Raw genomic sequence first — 17,982 nt, 5'->3', positions numbered from 1 at the left:
ACCCTTGCAGAGAAAGAAGCAGACCGCATAGCCCCCTCCAATCTCCCCCCTTGAGGGGGAGATGCCCCGACAGGGGCAGAGGGGGGTAAACCGTTTCGGCAAATTCGGAGCGAGCGGCTTATGCCCATTTCCCCTCTCTGTCGCGTTCGCGACATCGCCCCCTCAAGGGGGGAGACTGTTTGGAAGTCTTGGATGTTCTTGCGCAAGAAAGCCACTACGCCGCCGCCAAACCGCACCGTCATTCCGCCTCCGTCGACCACCAGGCGGCCGGGAAATCAAGGCCGTATTCTGGAAAGCCGGGATGCGCGATCGTGTTCCAGTAGGCGATGCGGTAGTCCTTGGAATAATAAAGCGGGATGACGAAATCATGGGCCAGAAGAACGCGGTCGAGCGCCTTGGTGGCGGCCACCAGCGTATCCCGGTCATCGGCGAACACGATCTTCCCGATCAGCGCGTCGACGCCGGGGTCCGAAACACCGGCATAGTTTTCCGAACCCGGCTGATCCACGGAGCGTGACCCCCAGTAATTGAACTGCTCGTTGCCGGGGCTCAGGGACTGGGCCCATAATTCCCAGATCATGTCATAGTCGAAATCATTGACCCGGTTCTGGTACTGAGACGTGTCGACCACGCGGACGGATGCATCGATGCCGAGTTTGCGCAGGTTCTCGACATAGGGGAGCACGACGACCTGAAGCGAAGGATTGTCGAGCAGGATCTCGAAGGAGAACGGCTCGCCGGTCTTGGCATTGACCATCTGGCTGCCGCGGCGCTCGAAACCGGCCTCTTTCAAAAGCTGGAAGGCCTTCTGCAGATTGGCCCGCGATTCGGCCTCCGTGCCGCCGACGGGCAGCTTGCTGGCGGTGTTGAAAACTTCCGGCGGCACCAGATCGCGCACGCTCTCCAGAATCTGAAGCTCTTCGCCCTGCGGCAGGCCGGAAGAGGCGAGATCGGTTCCGAACCAGTAACTGTTGTTGCGCGAATAGGCATCGCTCAGCTGGTTCTTGTTGATGGTCTCGAAATCGAAGGCGTAGATCAGCGCCTCGCGCACCCGCTCGTCATCAAAGGGCGCGCGGCGGTTGTTGGGCACCAGCGCCTGCATGATGCCGGTCTTGCGCAGGGGATTGGGCACCGCCTCGCGCTTGACCTGGCCGTCCTTGACCGCCGGGAAATTATACCCCGTCGCCCAGCGCTTGGCCCGCGTCTCCACCCAGAAATCGAAGGTGCCGGCGCGAAACGCCTCGAAGGCGACATCGAGATCGGCGAAATAGAGAAAGTTCACGGAACCGAAATTGTTGCGGCCGACATTGACCGGCAGGTCCCGGCCCCAGTAATCGTCCCGGAGACGGTAGGTGATCGAGGAGCCGGGATTGACCTCCGCGATCTCGTAAGGCCCTGATCCGACGATCTTGTCGAGCGTGCTTGCGGAAACGTCGCGGCCGTCCTCGAACCAGTGTTTCGGCAGCACCATCAGCTGGCCGACGATCTGCGGCAGTTCCCGGTTTCCCGTTTCGTCGAAGCTGAAGGTCACCTCGCGCTCGCCCGTCACTTCCGCGCTGACCACGTGGCGGTAGTAATTGGCATACATCGCATTGAGTTCCTTCAGCCGTTCGAAGGAAAACACCACGTCCTCGGCCGTCACCGGCTCCCCATCGGAAAAACGGGCCTCGGGATTGAGGCTGTAGGTGACGAAGGAAAGATCCTCCGGAACGCGGAACCCCTCGGCGAGCAGGCCGTATTGGGCATCGATCTCATCTTCGGCCGGCGTCATCAGGGTCTCGAAGACAAGGCTGAGGCCGGCGGCTTTCGAGCCGCCATAGGGTATGGGATTGAGCGAATCAAAGGTGCCGGTGGCATAGTATTTGAGTTCGCCGCCCTTCGGCGCATCCGGATTGACATAGTCGAAACGGGAAAAATCCGGCCGGTACTTCGGCGTTCCGGTCAGCGCCGAGGCATGTTGCCATTCGCCCCCGCTTTCCTGAGAAAATGCCGCCGGCGCGAGGCCGAACGCGCCTGCGATAACCCAGGCAGCAACCGAGATCGTTTTCCACATGGTTTCAGCCTTTTCCGTTCTTGCTTTTCTCGTTATCGCGACAAGAATAAGCAAATATCGACCCGGGTGCACAAGTGTCGTTTTCGTAAGGCGGCAACGGGGAAGGTCGCAGGGCACGCCGGGAAAGCGCCAACACGCCGGCTTGAGGGAGCTCATGATGCACTGGATGAAGGGATTTGCCGCCGCCCTGGCGCTTGCGGCGTCGGCCCCTTTGGCCGCAGCCCAGGATTTTCCGCCGCCTGCGAAAATCCTGTTCGCCTCCGAAACCGCGCCGAGCGCCGGTCCGCCGCAATCCTTCGGTTTTTACACGAAAGGCTGCATCGCCGGGGCCGAGGCTCTGCCGATCGACGGGCCGAACTGGCAGGCGATGCGGCTTTCGCGCAATCGCCGATTCGGTCATCCTGATACAATCGCCCTGATTGAGAGGCTGGCAGGCGATGCCGCTCAATATGACGGCTGGCCGGGCCTTCTGGTCGGCGACATCTCGCAGCCGCGCGGCGGACCGATGCTTTCGGGCCATGCCTCCCACCAGGTCGGGCTCGATGCGGACATCTGGCTGAACCCGATGCCGGACCGGCGGCTGACATTGCGCGAGCGCGAGGATATTTCGGCCGTTTCGGTCCTGAAGAATGACGGAACGCTTTTTGTCGATCCGGAAAAATTCACGCCCGCTCACGCCCGGCTGATCATGCGGGCGGCGAGCTATCCGGAAGTCCAGCGCATCTTCGTCCATCCGGGCATCAAGAAGGCGATCTGCGACGGCTGGACCGGCGACCGCTCGAATCTGGCCAAGGTGCGGCCCTATTACGGCCATCACTACCACTTCCACATCCGCCTGTTCTGCCGCGATGGCTCGCCCGAGTGCAAGGCGCAAAACGCCGTCGACATGAAGGATGACGGCTGCGGCGAAAACCTCGCCTGGTGGCTCTCCGACGAACCCTGGGCGCCGGCGGAGCCCGCCCCGCCGGCAAAGAAGCCGGAACAACCGGCGCCCAAGCCGACGCGGCCAGCCTATACCATCCTCTCCGACCTGCCAGCGGCCTGCACCGGCGTGCTGGAAGCGCCTGCTCCCTCGCCCCTGCCGACGGCAGCCGTCACGCCGAAAATTCCCTTGCCGCCCCTGGCGCCCTGGCCGGAGATCGGGCCGGTTCCGCAGCCGCGCCCGGCGGGGTGACGAAGGCTGCGGTCAAAACTGCGTTACCTGCCTGCCGGCAGCGGCTTTCAAAGCGCTTTGAGTTATTGTATGAAACGACGGGCCGTCCGCGCTTCGATGACCAGATTGCAGAAAACAAGCCGGCGGCCTGCGATTGCCCTTCCGATTTGACGGATGCCGTTGCAAAATCGCCAAACTGAATGCACAGACTGCGCCAGACATTGATAAAGCCCGGGACAGGGCGGAACGCGGAAACATCATGGCCAAAACCCTCAGCACCTCGGACCCTCTCTCCTTCCCCATCCTGATCGGCGATATCGGCGGCACCAATGCGCGGTTCTCGCTGCTGGTCGACGCCTATGCCGAGCCGCGCGAGTTCCCGATCGTGCACACAGCCGATTTCCCGACCGTCGACGCGGCCATACAGGCAGGCGTCATGGACAAGACCGCGCTGCAGCCGCGCAGCGCCATCCTGGCCGTCGCCGGGCCCATTCGCGGCGATGAAATTCCGCTGACCAATTGCGACTGGGTGATCAAGCCGAAGGACATGATCAGCGCGCTCGGGCTCGAGGATGTGGTGATCATCAACGACTTCGAGGCCCAGGCGCTCGCGATCGCCAACATGCCCGATGAGTTCCGCGAGCCGATCGCGCCGCGACCGGACACGATGGTCGCCTCGCGCGTCGTGCTCGGCCCGGGAACCGGCCTCGGCGTCGCCGGTCTCGTCCATGCCGAGGAACGGTGGATTCCGGTTCCAGGCGAAGGCGGTCACATCGATGTCGGCCCGCGCACGGAGCGCGATTACCAGATTTTCCCGCACATCAAGACCATCGAGGGCCGGGTGGCCGCCGAGCAGATCCTGTGCGGGCGCGGCATGGTCAACCTCTATAACGCTATCTGCGCTGCCGACGGGATCGAGGCCAAGCCCTATGAGCCGAAGGACGTCAGCCATGCGGGCCTTGACGGTTCCGACCCACAGGCCGTTGAAACGCTGTCGCTGTTTTCGACCTATCTCGGCCGCATCGCCGGAGATATGGCGATGGTGTTCATGGCGCGCGGCGGCGTCTACCTTGCCGGCGGCATCTCGCTGAAGATCCTGCCGGCGCTGAAGAAGCCGGAGTTCCGCGCCGCCTTCGAGGACAAGGCCCCGCACAACGCGCTGATGCAGTCGATCCCGACCTATGTCGTCACCCACCCGCTCGCGGCCCTTGCCGGCCTTGCCACCTATGCCCGCACGCCGCTGCGCTTCGGCCTCGCCCTTGACGGCCGCCGCTGGCGCGACTGAGCGGAGCGCGGACCAAGATCAACCTTTTCTTCCTCATGCGCTTCCAATAAGGTCTCACTGCCTTCGCGACACGCTGCGTGTCGCGGATATCCGATCTGAAGCAATACCAGGAAGAAGCATGACCAGTCCGGCAATGAAACTCGTCGTCGTGGGCGCCAGCGGACGGATGGGACAGACACTCATCCGCGTGATCAGCGAAACCGAGGGCGCGGTTCTCCACGCCGCCATCGACCGCCCGGAAAGCCCTGTTCTGGGCAAGGACGCCGGGGAACTCGCCGGCGTCGGCGCGCTCGGCGTGCCGGTCACCGACGATCCGCTGAAGGCCTTTGTCGATGCCGAGGGCGTGCTCGATTTCACCGTGCCGGCGGCCTCCGTCGAATATGCCGAACTTGCCGCGCAGGCGCGCATCGTCCACGTGATCGGCACGACCGGCTTTTCGGAGGATGACGAGACCCAGATCAAGGCGGCCGCCCGCCATGCCCGTATCATCAAGTCCGGAAACATGTCACTGGGCGTCAACCTGCTTGGCGAACTGGTCAAGCAGGCAGCCGCAGCGCTTTCGGCGAAGGGCTGGGATATCGAGGTTCTCGAGATGCATCACCGCCACAAGGTCGACGCGCCATCCGGCACGGCCCTTCTTCTGGGCGAGGCGGCGGCGGAAGGCCGCGGCATTTCGCTGAAGGAGAATGCCGTGAAGGTGCGCGACGGGCATACCGGCCCGCGCGCGGAAGGCACGATCGGCTTCGCCACGCTGCGCGGCGGCTCCGTGGTGGGCGAGCATTCCGTTCTCCTTGCCGGCGAAGGCGAGACGGTGAGCCTCTCCCACAAGGCGACCGATCGCTCGATCTTCGCCCGCGGCGCGGTTCAGGCCGCCCTTTGGGGCCGGGCCGAGAAACCAGGACTTTATTCCATGCTCGACGTGCTCGGGCTTTCGAAAACACATTAACCCAAGATCTGACGAAGGAAGACTGTCATGAGCGGAACACTGGTTCTCGTGCGTCACGGCCAAAGCGAATGGAATCTGAAGAACCTTTTCACCGGCTGGAAGGACCCGGACCTGACCGAGCTCGGCGTCAAGGAAGCCACCGCCGGCGGCAAGGCGCTCGCCGAAGCGGGCATGAAGTTCGATATCGCCTTCACCTCGGCTTTGACGCGCGCCCAGCACACCTGCAAGCTGGTCCTCGACGAGGTCGGCCAGGCCGATCTCGAAACCATCAAGGATCAGGCGCTGAACGAGCGCGACTATGGCGATCTCGCCGGTCTCAACAAGGATGACGCCCGCGAGAAATGGGGCGAGGAACAGGTCCATATCTGGCGCCGGTCCTATGACGTGCCCCCGCCCGGCGGCGAAAGCCTGAAGGACACCGGCGCGCGCGTCTGGCCCTATTACATGCAGGAAATCCTGCCGCGCGTTTTGCGCGGAGAAAAGGTGCTGGTCGCCGCCCACGGCAACTCGCTGCGCGCCCTCGTCATGGTGCTCGACCGCCTGAGCCAGGAGGAGATCCTGAAGCTCAACCTCGCCACCGGCGTGCCGATGGTCTACACGCTGAACGCCGATTCCACCGTCGCCAGCAAGGAAGTGCTCGGCGACATGTCCGGCGCGCACTGATTCACCGGACGGATTTCGGACAGAATGGAGGGCGGTCTTCGGATCGCCCTTTTTGTTTTTCAGGAAATGTCTGCAAGGGAACCCGCGGCCCGGCCTTGGCATTGATTGATTTGAGGGGCCGATCCGCTTGCAAAGGCTGGCGAATCCCGTCACGTTCGACTTCCCACACAAGGTCTTGCGCAAGGAAACCGGTTTGCGATACGCCATCTACTTCACGCCGCCTGCAGACGATCCGCTGACCGTCGCCGCCAGCCGCTGGCTTGGCTATGATGCCTTCTCCGGGGAGGAGCGCCCCTACCCCGAAAATATCGCGCTTCCTGCCGGACGCATGAGCGCGGTGACGGCGGCTGCAGCCCGCTACGGATTTCACGCCACCATGAAGGCGCCGTTCCGTTTGGCGGAAAACATTTCGCCGTCGGCGCTTGAGGCGACCTTCGATGTGTTCTGCCGCAACCGCAGGCTCTTCACCATCCCCGAGATCACGCTTGGGCAACTCGGCAAGTTCTACGCGCTTATTCCCGCAGCCGAATATGACGAGTTGCAGGCTTTTGCCGCCGATGTCGTCGAGCATTTCGAACCGATGCGCGCGCCGCTGCTGAATGACGAGATCGCAAGACGCAAGCCCGAAACGCTGACCGAGGCCCAGCGCGACAACATGATCCGCTGGGGCTATCCTTACGTCTTCGACGAATTCCGCTTTCACATGACGTTGACCGGTCCGGTGACCGGCACCGATGCGCATGTGATCGAGACGGCGGTTCAGGATTATTTTGGCCCCTTTACCGGCAAGCCGCTCGCAATCGGCGGCCTTGGCCTATTTGTCGAGGAGCGGCGCGGCGCGCCCTTCACCATCAAGCGCTGGCAGCCGCTTTCCGGCGCGGAAGAACAAGAAACATGAGCACCGAAACCGTTTTCACCAATGCCCGGATCGTGCTTGAGGACAGGATTGTCGATGGCACGCTTGTGATCCGCGACGGAGAGATCGCCGAGATTTCCGAAGGCAATGTCGGCGCCGGGGAGGATTTCGGCGGCGACCTGCTGATCCCTGGTCTTGTCGAGCTTCATACCGACCACCTTGAAGGCCATTACGCGCCGCGTCCCGGGGTGCGCTGGAACAAGACCGCCGCGATCCAGGCGCACGACGCGCAGGTCGCGGCCTCGGGCATCACAACCGTCTTCGATTGCCTGCGCATGGGCTCCGACGACACCGACGGCTTCGAGGCGGGCGAGATGCGCGCCATGGCGGACGCGATCATCGGCGCCGAACGGGAAGACCGGCTCAAGGCGCAGCACTTCCTGCATTTGCGATGCGAGGTCTCCGCCGCCAATGTCATGGAACATTTCGCCGCCTTCGAGGATGAGCCGCATGTGCGCCTGGCCTCGATGATGGACCACGCGCCGGGTCAGCGGCAGTTTGCCGACATCCAGCAGTACCGGCGCTATTACAAGCCCAAGCGCGATCTTGACGACGACGCCTTCGAGCGCTTCATCGCCCGCCGGCAGGCCGCCTCCGAGGCCTATGCCGACAAGCATCGCCGGATGATCGCCGATCACTGTTCGAAGAACGGCATCTCGATCGCCAGCCATGATGATGCGACGGTCGCCCATGTGGATGAGGCAATCGGGCTCGGTGTGCGGATCGCGGAATTTCCGACAAGCTTCGAAGCGGCAAAGGCCTCGCACGCAGCCGGGCTTTCGGTGCTGATGGGTGGGCCGAATGTCGTGCGCGGCAAGTCCCATTCCGGCAACATCGCCGCGCGCGACCTGGCGGCAGCCGGCGTACTCGACGTGCTGTCGTCGGATTACGTGCCCTTCAGCCTGTTGCACGCGCCCTTCATCCTTGCCGGCGACGAGGAAGCCGGGGTCTCGCTGCCCCGGGCCATTGCCATGGTGACGGCAACGCCGGCGAAAGCCGCCGGTCTTGACGATCGCGGCCGCATTGCGCCGGGCCTGCGCGCCGACCTCGTCCGCGTCAAACGCACCGAGGACGTGCCGGTGGTGCGCGCCGTCTTCTCTCTCGGAAAGCGCGTGGCGTAAGGTATGGGCAAAGCCGGCAGGATCATCGTTGTCGTCGGCCCGAGCGGGGCAGGAAAGGACAGCCTGATCGGCTACGCGAAAGCCGCCTTCTCCGGCCATCCGAATGTCCGCTTCGTCCGCCGGGTCATCACCCGTCCCTGCGATGGCACGACGGAAGACCATGCCTCGATGACGCCGGAAGCCTTTGCCGCGGCCAAGGCGGCGGGCGGGTTCGCCGTGACCTGGGCCGCCCACGGACTGGAATACGGTATCCCCGCCGAGCATCGCGTCTTAGTGGAGTCAGGCGGCGTCGCCATTGCCAATGGTTCACGCCCGGCGCTGTCGCTGTTTGACAAGGCCTTTGCCGCGATGACCGTGGTCAATGTCACCGCAAGGCCGGAAATTCGGGCCGAACGCCTTCAAGCGCGCGGACGCGAGAGCCGTGAGCAAATTCTGGAACGCCTCGCCCGATCGACCATGGACGTCCATGGCGATTTCGATGTCGTCAACATCGACAATTCGGGCGCGCTGGAAGATGCCGGAGAGGCGCTGGTGCGGGTGATCAGGGACAGCCTCGCCTGAAGCCTTCAGTGCCCGGCGGCGTTTGAGAACAGGTTCATCACAACCACGCCGCCGACAATCATCGCGATCCCGACCCAGGCGGCGATATCGAGGTTCTGGCGCAGGACGAGCACGCTGACGGCGGCCGTCAGCACGATGCCGAGACCCGCCCAGATGGCATAGGCCACGCCGAGCGGGATCGTCTTCAGCGCCTGCGACAGGCAGAAGAAGGCGATGAGGTAGAACACCGCCACGCCGATCGTCGGCAGAAGGCGGGTGAAGCCGTAGGATTTCTGCAGAAGCGTCGAACCGACCACCTCGCAGACGATCGCAATTCCAAGAGCGCCATAGGCGGCGAGCGCCGGGTTCATCTGATATCCTTTTCCATAAACGAGCCTGGTCCGCGGACTCAGTGCGCCTCGTCCCAGTTGTGGGCGGCGCGGGCATCGACCTTGAGCGGCACGGCCATGGAGACGGCCGGCATCGCTGCATTTTCCATGACGTCGACAATCAGCTTCGTCGCGTCGTCCACCGCCTCATCCTCGACCTCGAAGATCAGTTCGTCATGCACCTGCAGCAGCATCTTCGCTTTTTCAGCAAGACCGGCGGCGGCCAGTTCCGGCTCGATGCGGATCATCGCGCGGCGGATCACATCCGCGGCCGAGCCCTGGATCGGCGCATTGATGGCGGCGCGTTCGTTGAAGCTGCGGACCTGATGGTTCGATGACTTGATTTCGGGGTAATGAATGCGCCGGCCGAAGATCGTCTCGACATAGCCCTTGTCGCGCGCCTGGGCCTTGGTCTCCTCCATATAATCCCGGATGCCCGGGAAGCGCTCGAAATAGCGCTTGATGTACTCGCCCGCCTCCGAGCGCTCGATGCCGAGCTGGTTGGCGAGGCCGAAGGCGGAAATGCCGTAGATGATGCCGAAATTGATGGCTTTCGCCCGTCGGCGCACTTCGCCCGGCATGCCTTCCACCGGCACGCCGAACATTTCCGATGCCGTCATCGCGTGAATGTCGATGCCATCGGCAAAGGCCTGCTTCAGCTGCGCGATATCCGCCACATGGGCAAGCACGCGCAATTCGATCTGGCTGTAGTCGGCGGACAGCAGCTTGTGGCCCGGACTGGCGATGAAGGCGGTGCGGATCTTGCGGCCTTCCGCCGTTCTCACCGGAATATTCTGCAGGTTCGGCTCCGATGAGGCAAGCCTTCCGGTCGTGGTCGCGGCCAGCGAATAAGAGGTGTGGACGCGCTTGGTCTGAGGGTGGATATAGCCCGGCAGCGCATCCGTATAGGTCGATTTCAGCTTGGTCATCTGCCGCCAGTCGACAATCCGGCTTGGCAGCGGAATGCCCTGGGCGGCAAGATCATCGAGCACCTGAACGGCGGTCGACCATTGTCCTGACTTGGTCTTCTTGCCGCCGGGAAGGCCCATCTTGCCGAAGAGAATATCGCCAAGCTGCTTGGGCGAGCCGATATTGAATTTTTCCCCCGCCAGTTCGTAGATCTCGTCCTCCAGGGCGGCGGCCTTTTGCGCCAGTTCCCCCGAAAGCCGGGAGAGGATCTGCCGGTCAACGGAGATGCCGCGCTCCTCCATGCGCGAGAGCACCGGCAGAAGCGGGCGCTCCAGCCGCTCATAGACGGTCGCGACATGTTCGGCGGCGAGGCGGGGCTTCAGCACAAGCCAGAGCCTCAGCGTCACATCGGCATCTTCGGCCGCATAGGCCGTCGCCCTGTCGATCTCCACATGATCGAAGGTGACCATATTGCGCCCCGAGCCTGCGACCTCCTTGTAGGGGATCGGCTGGTGCCCGAGCCAGCGTTCCGAAAGCGCGTCCATGCCATGCGCGCCCATACCGGAGTCGAGCGCGTAGGAAATCAGCATGGTGTCGTCGAAATTCTTCACCGTGATGCCATGGCGCAGCATCACCAGATAGTCATATTTGAGGTTCTGGGCGATCTTCAGCACGCCCTCGTCCTCGAGCAGGCCCTTGAGCGCCGCCAGCGCCGTGTCGAAATCGATCTGGCCATCGGCAAGCCCGCCGCCGAGAAGATCGTCCTGGCCGGCCTTGTGGGCGAGCGGGACATAGGCCGCACGCACCGCCTTGCCGGCATCGGGCTGATCCTCGTCGTAAAGCGCCAGCGAAAAGCCGACCAGTTCGGCCTGCATGGCATCAAGCGAGGTGGTTTCGGTGTCGAAGGCGCAGAGCCCTTTTTCGCGCGCGGCCGCAATCCAGCCCTCAAGCGTTTCGGGATCGCGGATCGTCTCGTAGGAGGAGCGGTCGACGGGAACTGCGGCAAAGCGGGCGGCGCGGGCGGCGGCGAGCGCAGCCGGCCCGGTCACAGCGCCATCCGGCGATGGCTTCGCGCTTTCCTCCGAAGCAGCCTCGCCCGGATCTAGATCGGGTCCGTGGGCCTTCTCGCCCCACTCCACAGTGACGGAGACCGGTTCGATCTCCGCGGCTTCCGCGCCCGTCGCCTCGGCGACGCGCCGCGTCAGCGAGTTGAACTCCATGGCCTTGAGGAAGGAGACGAGCTTCGGCCCGTCCTGTTCTTCCAGCACCAGCGCATCAAGCGGCAGCTCCACCGGGCAATCGCGCTTCAGCGTCACCAGCTTGCGCGAGACCAGCACGAGCTCCCTGTTGGCGATGATGTTTTCGCGGCGCTTCTTCTGCTTGATGGTCTCGGCATTTTCGAGAAGATTGTCGAGATCGCCGAATTCCTCCAGCAGGGTCGCCGCCGTCTTCGGGCCGATGCCCGGAACGCCCGGGACGTTGTCGACCGAATCACCGGTGAGCGCCTGCAGGTCGATCATCTTTTCCGGCGGCACGCCCCATTTCTCGATCACTTCCGGCACGCCGATCTGCCGGTCCTTCATGCCGTCATACATGTGCACACTCGGCCCGACGAGCTGCATCAGATCCTTGTCTGAAGAGATGATGGTGGCATCGCCGCCGGCCTCCACCGCCATCTTCGCATAGGTGGCGATGATGTCGTCGGCCTCATAGCCCTCGATCTCGATACAGGGCAGGTTGAAGGCCCGCGTCGCCTCGCGGATCAGCGAGAACTGCGGCACCAGATCCTCCGGCGGCGGCGGACGGTGGGCCTTGTATTCGGGATAGATTTCCTTGCGGAAGGTCTGCGAGGAGAAGTCGAAGATCACCGCGAGATGGGTCGGCGTCACGCCAACCGATGTGTCGCGCGCCGAGGTGAGCAGCTTCCACAGCATGTTGCAGAAGCCGGACACGGCGCCGACCGGCAGCCCGTCGGACTTGCGCGTCAGCGGCGGCAGGGCGTGAAAGGCCCGGAAGATGAAGCCGGAACCGTCGATAAGGAAAAGGTGATCGTCTTTTTTCATGCTGGAATGCATAGCCCGGACGGCAAAAAAGGTCCATCGCCAAGCCGGATTTCACCGCTGAATCGCAAAGCTTCGCGCGGGAGGATCATCGGAAAAAGCCCGGTCGTTTATTCAGATTACCGATTTGTAACGAAATGCACGGCGGTTTCCCTTGAATCGACACATTTCGAGGTACAAATACGTCTCAGCGGCGCACGTTAGCGCCGATGCCTGATGGAGGCTCGTCCCCCGCCTCGTCAGACAACAGGACAAAGGCTCCATCCCCCCTCTCCGGCCTTTGTCCCAAAAAGCAGCCGCCATGGCCAGCCCCCCTCCAGGCCATGGCGGCTTATTTTTTGCCCCGTTTCCAACCCCGCGCCGCATTCCTGCAATCGTGTATTTCCAAACTGCCCCGGCTTGGCCTATGGTCCGCGCACATCATTCGTGAAAGACCGAGGACCTCCCATGACCGAACTTGAAACGCTCCTGAAGCGCGCTGACGACAACCTGCCCTCCAGCCTCGACAAGCTGTTCGCGCTCCTGCGTATTCCCTCGATTTCCACCGACCCGGCCTACCGGAAGAATTGTGCCGAAGCCGCCGACTGGCTGGTGGGCGAGTTGAAGACACTCGGCTTTTCCGCCACCGCCTACACCACCAAGGGTCACCCCATGGTCGTCGGCACCTCGGAAAACGCGCCGGAAGGCGCGCCGCATGTGCTGTTTTACGGCCATTACGACGTCCAGCCGGTCGATCCGCTGGAGCTTTGGGAAAGCGATCCGTTTACGCCGGAAATCCGCGATGCCGGCAATGGCCGCAAGATCATCACCGGGCGCGGCACCAGCGATGACAAGGGCCAGTTGATGACCTTCCTTCAGGCTTGCCGCGCCTATCGCGAGGAAAATGCCGAGCTTCCGGTGAAGATCACCGTGATGTTCGAGGGCGAGGAGGAATCCGGTTCACCGTCGCTTCCGGCCTTTATCGAGGAGCATGGCGACCTGATCAAGGCCGATTTCGCGCTTGTCTGCGATACCGGCATGTGGGACCGCGACACGCCGGCGATCGCCGCGACGCTGCGCGGCCTCGTCGGCGACGAGGTGGTGATCACCGCCGCCGACCGCGACCTCCACTCCGGCTTTTTCGGCGGCGCGGCGGCGAACCCGATCCACATCCTCGCCGATATCCTTGCCGGTCTTCACGACGAGACCGGCCGCGTGACCCTTCCAGGCTTTTATGACGGCGTCGAGGAAACGCCGGAAGAGATCAAGAAGAGCTGGGAGCAGCTCGGCGAATCAGATCAGCGTTTTCTGGGCGAGATCGGCCTTTCCAAGCCTGCCGGCGAAAAGGGCCGCTCCGTGCTGGAACTGACCTGGACGCGGCCGACGGCCGAAGTCAACGGCATTACCGGCGGCTATACCGGCGAAGGCTTCAAGACGGTGATCGCGGCCAGGGCCTCGGCGAAGGTCTCCTTCCGCCTCGTCGGCACGCAGGACCCGGCAAAGATCCGCGACAGTTTCCGCAGCTATGTCCACTCCAAAATTCCGGAAGACTGCAAGGTCGAGTTCCATCCCCATGGCGGTTCGCCGGCCATTCATCTCGATTACAACGCCCCCTTCCTGAAGAAGGCGCAGAAAGCCCTTTCCGAGGAATGGCCGAACCCCGCCGTCGTCATCGGCATGGGCGGGTCGATCCCGATCGTCGGCGATTTCCAGAAGAAGCTCGGCATGGATTCGCTCCTCGTCGGCTTCGGGCTCAATGACGACCGCATCCATTCGCCCAACGAGAAATACGAGTTGACCTCCTTCCACAAGGGCATCCGCTCCTGGATCCGCATTCTCGACGCGTTGGCGAAGTAAGCGACGGTGACGGCGTTCAGCTTGCGTTAACGTTGCTTTTGATCTGTTGGCCCGGGGGCATTGCACCGGAGCGGTCTTTCACGCGACCTTAACGGCACTCGGCTAGCCTCTTAAGCGAACACGGAAGGTGAGCAGCTCCACCGCCATGGCCGGAAGCAAGAAAAAGCGCAGCAGGAAAGACCCAACCCTGGGCGGCTCGACCGCCGGGACGGGCAGGAAACCTGCGAAACGGAAAACCACCGCGAAGGGCAAGAACGCCCGGTCCCGCGCATCCGAGCGGGGCCTTCTGGCGCGCGCGCTGCGCTTTGTCTTCTACTGGGGCATGGTCGCCGCCGTCTGGGGCGGCGTCGTGGTCATCGGCATCGTCATCTATTACGGCGCCAAGCTGCCGCCCGTCGATGAATGGGCGGTGCCCGACCGCGCGCCCAACGTCAAGATCATCGCCAATGACGGTTCGCTGATTGCCAATCGCGGCGCGACCGGCGGCGAGGCGCTCTCGATCGACGAGATGTCGCCCTTCATCCCAATGGCGGTCGTCGCCATCGAGGACCGGCGCTATTATTCCCATTTCGGCGTTGATCCGATCGGGCTCGCGCGCGCCATGGTGACCAATATCCAGCACGGCGACGTCGTGCAGGGCGGCTCGACGCTGACCCAGCAACTGGCCAAGAACGTTCTGCTCTCTCACGCCCAGACGCTGGAGCGCAAGGTGCAGGAAGCGCTGATGGCGCTGTGGCTGGAGCACAAATACACCAAGGACCAGATCCTTGCGATGTATCTAAACCGGGTCTATTTCGGCTCCGGCGCCTATGGCGTGGAGGCCGCTTCCCGACGCTATTTCAACAAGTCCGCGCGCGACGTGACGCTCGGCGAAGCAGCACTTCTCGCGGGCCTGCTGAAAGCGCCGTCCAGGCTGTCTCCAGCGCGCGACCCGGAGGCTGCGGAAGCGCGCGCGCAGGTGGTTCTGGCCGCCATGCACGACCAGGACATGATCGACGACAGCGACATGGCAACCGCGATGGCGCGCGAACCGACGCGGGCGCCGAGCTACTGGTCGGGCGCGGAACATTATGTCGCCGACATGGTGATGGCCCGCCTCGAACCGATGATCGGCGAGATCACCACCGATGTGGTCGTCCATACCACGATCGATCCCGGCCTCGAACGCGACGCCGAGGAGAGCCTGAAGTCTGCTCTCGATGCTTCGGGCAAGAAGGACCGCGTGGAACAGGGCGCGCTGGTGGCCGTCGATGCGACGGGCGCGGTCAGGGCGCTGGTCGGCGGGCGCGACTATTCCAAGAGCCAGTTCAATCGCGCCGTGACGGCGAAGCGCCAGCCCGGCTCCGCCTTCAAACCCTTCGTCTATGCCGCGGCGCTTGAAATCGGCGACCGGCCAAGCTCGGTGCGCAATGACGCGCCGATCACCATCGACGACTGGACGCCGGAAAACTACGAGAAAACCTATTCCGGGCCGATGACACTGACGAACGCGCTTGCCCATTCGGTGAATACCATTGCCGCGCAGCTGGTGATGGAGGCAAGTCCCGGCGGGGTGGCCGATATGGCGCGCAGGCTCGGCATCACCTCGGATATCACCGCCAACGCCTCGATCGCGCTCGGCACCTCGGAAGTCTCGCTGATCGAGCTGACAGGCGCCTATACCGCCTTCATGAATGGCGGGTTCAGAGCAACGCCCTATGTGATCGAGAAGGTGGAGACGACCGGCGGCAAGACGCTCTACCAGGCCGACCAGGCCGGCCAGCCGCGCGTGCTTTCGCCCCAGATCGCCGCCAATATGAACGCCATGCTGATGCGCGTGGTGACCGAGGGCACCGGCAGCGCGGCGCAGATCCCGGGCTGGCAGGTCGCCGGCAAGACCGGGACGACGCAATCCTCCCGCGACGCGCTCTTCGTCGGCTTCACCGCAAACCTGACCACCGGCGTCTGGGTGGGCAATGACGACAATTCGCCGATGCGCAATGTCACCGGCGGCAAGCTGCCGGCAAAAATCTGGCACGATTTCATGGCGCGCGCGCACAAGGGCCTTTCGCCCGAACCGCTTTACGGCGGCGGCAGGCTGATCGAGCCGAAACCCCGGCGGGCACCGGCGGCGGGGGAAGACGGCAACCCCAAAACGCTGGTCGAATTGCTTGGCCGCCTCGGCGAGAGCGAAAGCGCCCCGCCCGCCGATGTGGGCGAGGCGAAACCGCAGCCTGCAGAACACAAGCGCCGCACGATCATGCAGATTCTCGGCGGGGGCTGAGGCAGTCCCGCGTTCAGGATGATTTGATGCGTTTCTCGAAGCGGCGGTCGGGCGCCCTCAGCCAGCGGCGAACACGCTGGATCAGCCTGCGTTTGATCTTGTGTCCGGTGCTTTCAGCCCAGGGCGTCTGGTTTCGATAGTCCCAGTAGAATTCGGTGAAGGGGTGGGTACATTTGGTGTGCCACGGCTTATTCGCGTCCATGAAGTGCACGATTGCCGGAAAGCGCGCCGCTTCAAAAGCCTCCTCCGCGCTATAGGCCGGTTCCAGCGCGTTTGAACGATAGATGCGGGTGCCGGCATTCCAGGCCAGCGGCAGTTCCTTGGTGTCATTGCAGAACAGGATGTTGAGAATGTCCTGGTCCTGCGAAATGATATAGGGACCCTGTCGGCGAAAGATCTCTAGGATCGCGTCGGCCAGCGCCATTTCGCGAAAGCGCGCGACATCAAACACCATGACCCCGGCGTTGAAATAGCGATGCTCAGCGTTAAGCCTCAGCCGGCGGGCCTGGGGCAGACCGGCGTCATCGGCGGCGCCGGCAACGGGATGCCCTTCCAGGTCGATCGCCCACAACTTCTCCAGCGGCTCGATGATGACGGTATCGGCGTCAAGATAGATCACCTTTTGCACTTCGGAGGGAAGATAGTGGTGCATCACCAGACGGTAATAGGTGGCGATCGAGATGTAGTCACGGTTGAGCGGCAGCCAGCGCAAGTCTCGGTCATCGATTTCGATGAAATCGATACGCCCGCCCGCGCCCTTGACAAGTCCCTCGAGCCTTTCGCGATTGCCGGCGGAGATATTGTGTCCGTTCAGGACAAGAAAACGCAGGCGCGAAGGCCTTGTGCTCGTCGTGAGGGCCGAGAGTATGGTGACGGCGGCGTGCGGCACATAGTTATCGTCCACCGCGAGCGCGACATTGATATCATCATCAGCGTCGCTGCCTCCCCGATCGGCGACGCGCACCCGATCCCGTTTCTGCCGCGCCTCCAGAAGGACTTTTTGAGGAGAGACCGGCGGGCGCGCCCTGATGCCCCAGGTCAGCGGAAGTTCCCGCACCCTGGCCCCGTGGACGGATTTCGCATATGCGACATAAGCACAGGTCAGGTATTCAGCCAGGAACCCGCCGAGGCGGGACTGGTATGAATCATAGCCGGAGACGTCCATCCTCTGCTGTGAAGCCTCGAGGATGTCGATCAAGAAATCGGCATATTCCAGAAAGAACGGTCGCCGCATCACCGAGATCGAATTGAAGAACAGCTTTCGTCCGGTCAGGATCTGCACGAGATAGGGATAGATGTGCGGTGCGCGCTCCTTGACGATATCCTCCAGCACGGCCATGTCTCCTGCATGGTGTTGATGCGCAAAGAAATCCGAAGCGGTCATAATCACATCCGGCAGGCCCGGAACATAGAGCGTTCGCGCCGGCGGCGTCAGGATATCCACGCTCTCACAGGCTTTCTCGATCAGGTCGTCGCGCCACCCATATTTCTCATAGATTTCATCCGAAATCTCTTCGAATGAAAGGCCGCGCGGCTTCTTCTCGGCAAAGGCAAGGAGCCTGCGATAGTGCATCTGACCGTAATATTCGGCCTCCACATTGTGGCGCATCCAGTAAAGCGCGGTCAGCTCGCTCCAGAACAGGTTCTCGCGTGAATTGTTCTCGCCGGTATCGTCCCCGATCGCGCCCTCGACATGAAACCGCCCGAGCGCCCGGCCGGCCTGAATCGGGGTGAGATACGCGGTCTTTACCAGCGGAGCCGGTTTGAAATAGACGACCGAGATGAAGATTTTCCTGGAGATCATGCTTTGGTCTGGCCATGGTTTCAGCGAAGCGGCTCGCCCGAACC

The 17,982-nt window shown here is 63.0% G+C and carries 13 protein-coding genes; 9 read left to right on the top strand and 4 right to left on the bottom strand.

Annotation, left to right across the window (positions count from 1 at the left end):
• Positions 1–238 precede the first annotated feature (238 nt).
• Positions 239–2,053: an extracellular solute-binding protein gene (locus JET14_RS01275; protein ID WP_200336457.1), complete on the bottom strand. Its 1,815-nt coding sequence runs from the start codon at positions 2,051–2,053 to the stop codon at positions 239–241.
• A 154-nt stretch (positions 2,054–2,207) separates the two neighbouring features.
• On the opposite strand from JET14_RS01275, the gene mepA reads away from it, so the two are divergent.
• From mepA to phnN, 7 genes are all read left to right on the top strand, one after another.
• Positions 2,208–3,227, top strand: coding sequence for a penicillin-insensitive murein endopeptidase (gene mepA, locus JET14_RS01270; RefSeq protein WP_432443054.1), 1,020 nt, complete (start codon positions 2,208–2,210; stop codon positions 3,225–3,227).
• A 238-nt stretch (positions 3,228–3,465) separates the two neighbouring features.
• Positions 3,466–4,491, top strand: a complete 1,026-nt coding sequence (locus JET14_RS01265; protein ID WP_200336455.1) for a glucokinase — start codon at positions 3,466–3,468, stop codon at positions 4,489–4,491.
• Positions 4,492–4,609: 118 nt separating this feature from the next.
• The gene (gene dapB, locus JET14_RS01260) at positions 4,610–5,437 is read left to right on the top strand and encodes a 4-hydroxy-tetrahydrodipicolinate reductase (RefSeq protein WP_200336454.1); all 828 of its coding nucleotides are present in this window, start codon (positions 4,610–4,612) and stop codon (positions 5,435–5,437) included.
• Positions 5,438–5,464: 27 nt separating this feature from the next.
• Positions 5,465–6,100 (top strand): 2,3-bisphosphoglycerate-dependent phosphoglycerate mutase, encoded by a 636-nt coding sequence (locus JET14_RS01255; RefSeq protein ID WP_200336453.1) that lies wholly within the window; start codon positions 5,465–5,467, stop codon positions 6,098–6,100.
• A 193-nt stretch (positions 6,101–6,293) separates the two neighbouring features.
• Positions 6,294–6,998, top strand: a complete 705-nt coding sequence (locus JET14_RS01250) for a DUF1045 domain-containing protein (RefSeq protein WP_200336452.1) — start codon at positions 6,294–6,296, stop codon at positions 6,996–6,998.
• Positions 6,995–8,137: an alpha-D-ribose 1-methylphosphonate 5-triphosphate diphosphatase gene (locus JET14_RS01245; RefSeq protein ID WP_200336451.1), complete on the top strand. Its 1,143-nt coding sequence runs from the start codon at positions 6,995–6,997 to the stop codon at positions 8,135–8,137. Before JET14_RS01250 ends, JET14_RS01245 begins: the two co-directional genes overlap by 4 nt.
• Before the next feature lie 3 nt (positions 8,138–8,140).
• A complete protein-coding gene (gene phnN / locus JET14_RS01240) occupies positions 8,141–8,698 on the top strand; it encodes a phosphonate metabolism protein/1,5-bisphosphokinase (PRPP-forming) PhnN (RefSeq protein WP_200336450.1) in 558 nt (185 codons plus the stop codon).
• Between the two features lie 5 nt (positions 8,699–8,703).
• Here the strand turns inward: phnN and JET14_RS01235 are convergent, their stop codons facing one another.
• Entirely contained in the window at positions 8,704–9,048 is a 345-nt protein-coding gene (locus JET14_RS01235; protein WP_200336449.1) for a DMT family transporter, read from the bottom strand.
• Between the two features lie 38 nt (positions 9,049–9,086).
• Positions 9,087–12,038 carry a DNA polymerase I gene (gene polA / locus JET14_RS01230; protein ID WP_200336448.1) on the bottom strand — a complete coding sequence of 984 codons (2,952 nt, stop codon included), beginning with the start codon at positions 12,036–12,038 and terminating at the stop codon, positions 9,087–9,089.
• 444 nt (positions 12,039–12,482) lie between these two features.
• Between polA and JET14_RS01225 the strand changes: the two genes are divergently transcribed.
• Together JET14_RS01225 and JET14_RS01220 are read left to right on the top strand one after the other, a co-directional pair.
• Positions 12,483–13,871 (top strand): dipeptidase, encoded by a 1,389-nt coding sequence (locus JET14_RS01225; RefSeq protein ID WP_200336447.1) that lies wholly within the window; start codon positions 12,483–12,485, stop codon positions 13,869–13,871.
• Between the two features lie 145 nt (positions 13,872–14,016).
• Positions 14,017–16,134 carry a transglycosylase domain-containing protein gene (locus JET14_RS01220; protein WP_200337944.1) on the top strand — a complete coding sequence of 706 codons (2,118 nt, stop codon included), beginning with the start codon at positions 14,017–14,019 and terminating at the stop codon, positions 16,132–16,134.
• A gap of 13 nt (positions 16,135–16,147) precedes the next feature.
• Here JET14_RS01220 and JET14_RS01215 read toward each other — a convergent pair whose 3' ends face one another.
• Complete coding sequence (locus JET14_RS01215) at positions 16,148–17,938, bottom strand: DUF4422 domain-containing protein (RefSeq protein WP_200336446.1); 1,791 nt, start codon at positions 17,936–17,938, stop codon at positions 16,148–16,150.
• Between the last annotated feature and the right edge of the window lie 44 nt (positions 17,939–17,982).

It is taken from the genome of Martelella lutilitoris, assembly GCF_016598595.1.
GTDB lineage: Bacteria > Pseudomonadota > Alphaproteobacteria > Rhizobiales > Rhizobiaceae > Martelella > Martelella lutilitoris_A.
The sequence above is the reverse complement of the archived record's forward strand: the minus strand, read 5'-3'. Positions and strand labels throughout refer to the sequence as shown.

Coding starts and splice junctions, on each gene's coding strand:
- JET14_RS01275 (WP_200336457.1), bottom strand. CDS start 2,053: ATGTGGAAAACGATCTCGGTTGCTGCCTGGGTTATCGCAGGCGCGTTC.
- mepA (WP_432443054.1), top strand. CDS start 2,208: ATGATGCACTGGATGAAGGGATTTGCCGCCGCCCTGGCGCTTGCGGCG.
- JET14_RS01265 (WP_200336455.1), top strand. CDS start 3,466: ATGGCCAAAACCCTCAGCACCTCGGACCCTCTCTCCTTCCCCATCCTG.
- dapB (WP_200336454.1), top strand. CDS start 4,610: ATGACCAGTCCGGCAATGAAACTCGTCGTCGTGGGCGCCAGCGGACGG.
- JET14_RS01255 (WP_200336453.1), top strand. CDS start 5,465: ATGAGCGGAACACTGGTTCTCGTGCGTCACGGCCAAAGCGAATGGAAT.
- JET14_RS01245 (WP_200336451.1), top strand. CDS start 6,995: ATGAGCACCGAAACCGTTTTCACCAATGCCCGGATCGTGCTTGAGGAC.
- phnN (WP_200336450.1), top strand. CDS start 8,141: ATGGGCAAAGCCGGCAGGATCATCGTTGTCGTCGGCCCGAGCGGGGCA.
- JET14_RS01235 (WP_200336449.1), bottom strand. CDS start 9,048: ATGAACCCGGCGCTCGCCGCCTATGGCGCTCTTGGAATTGCGATCGTC.
- polA (WP_200336448.1), bottom strand. CDS start 12,038: ATGAAAAAAGACGATCACCTTTTCCTTATCGACGGTTCCGGCTTCATC.
- JET14_RS01225 (WP_200336447.1), top strand. CDS start 12,483: ATGACCGAACTTGAAACGCTCCTGAAGCGCGCTGACGACAACCTGCCC.
- JET14_RS01220 (WP_200337944.1), top strand. CDS start 14,017: ATGGCCGGAAGCAAGAAAAAGCGCAGCAGGAAAGACCCAACCCTGGGC.
- JET14_RS01215 (WP_200336446.1), bottom strand. CDS start 17,938: ATGATCTCCAGGAAAATCTTCATCTCGGTCGTCTATTTCAAACCGGCT.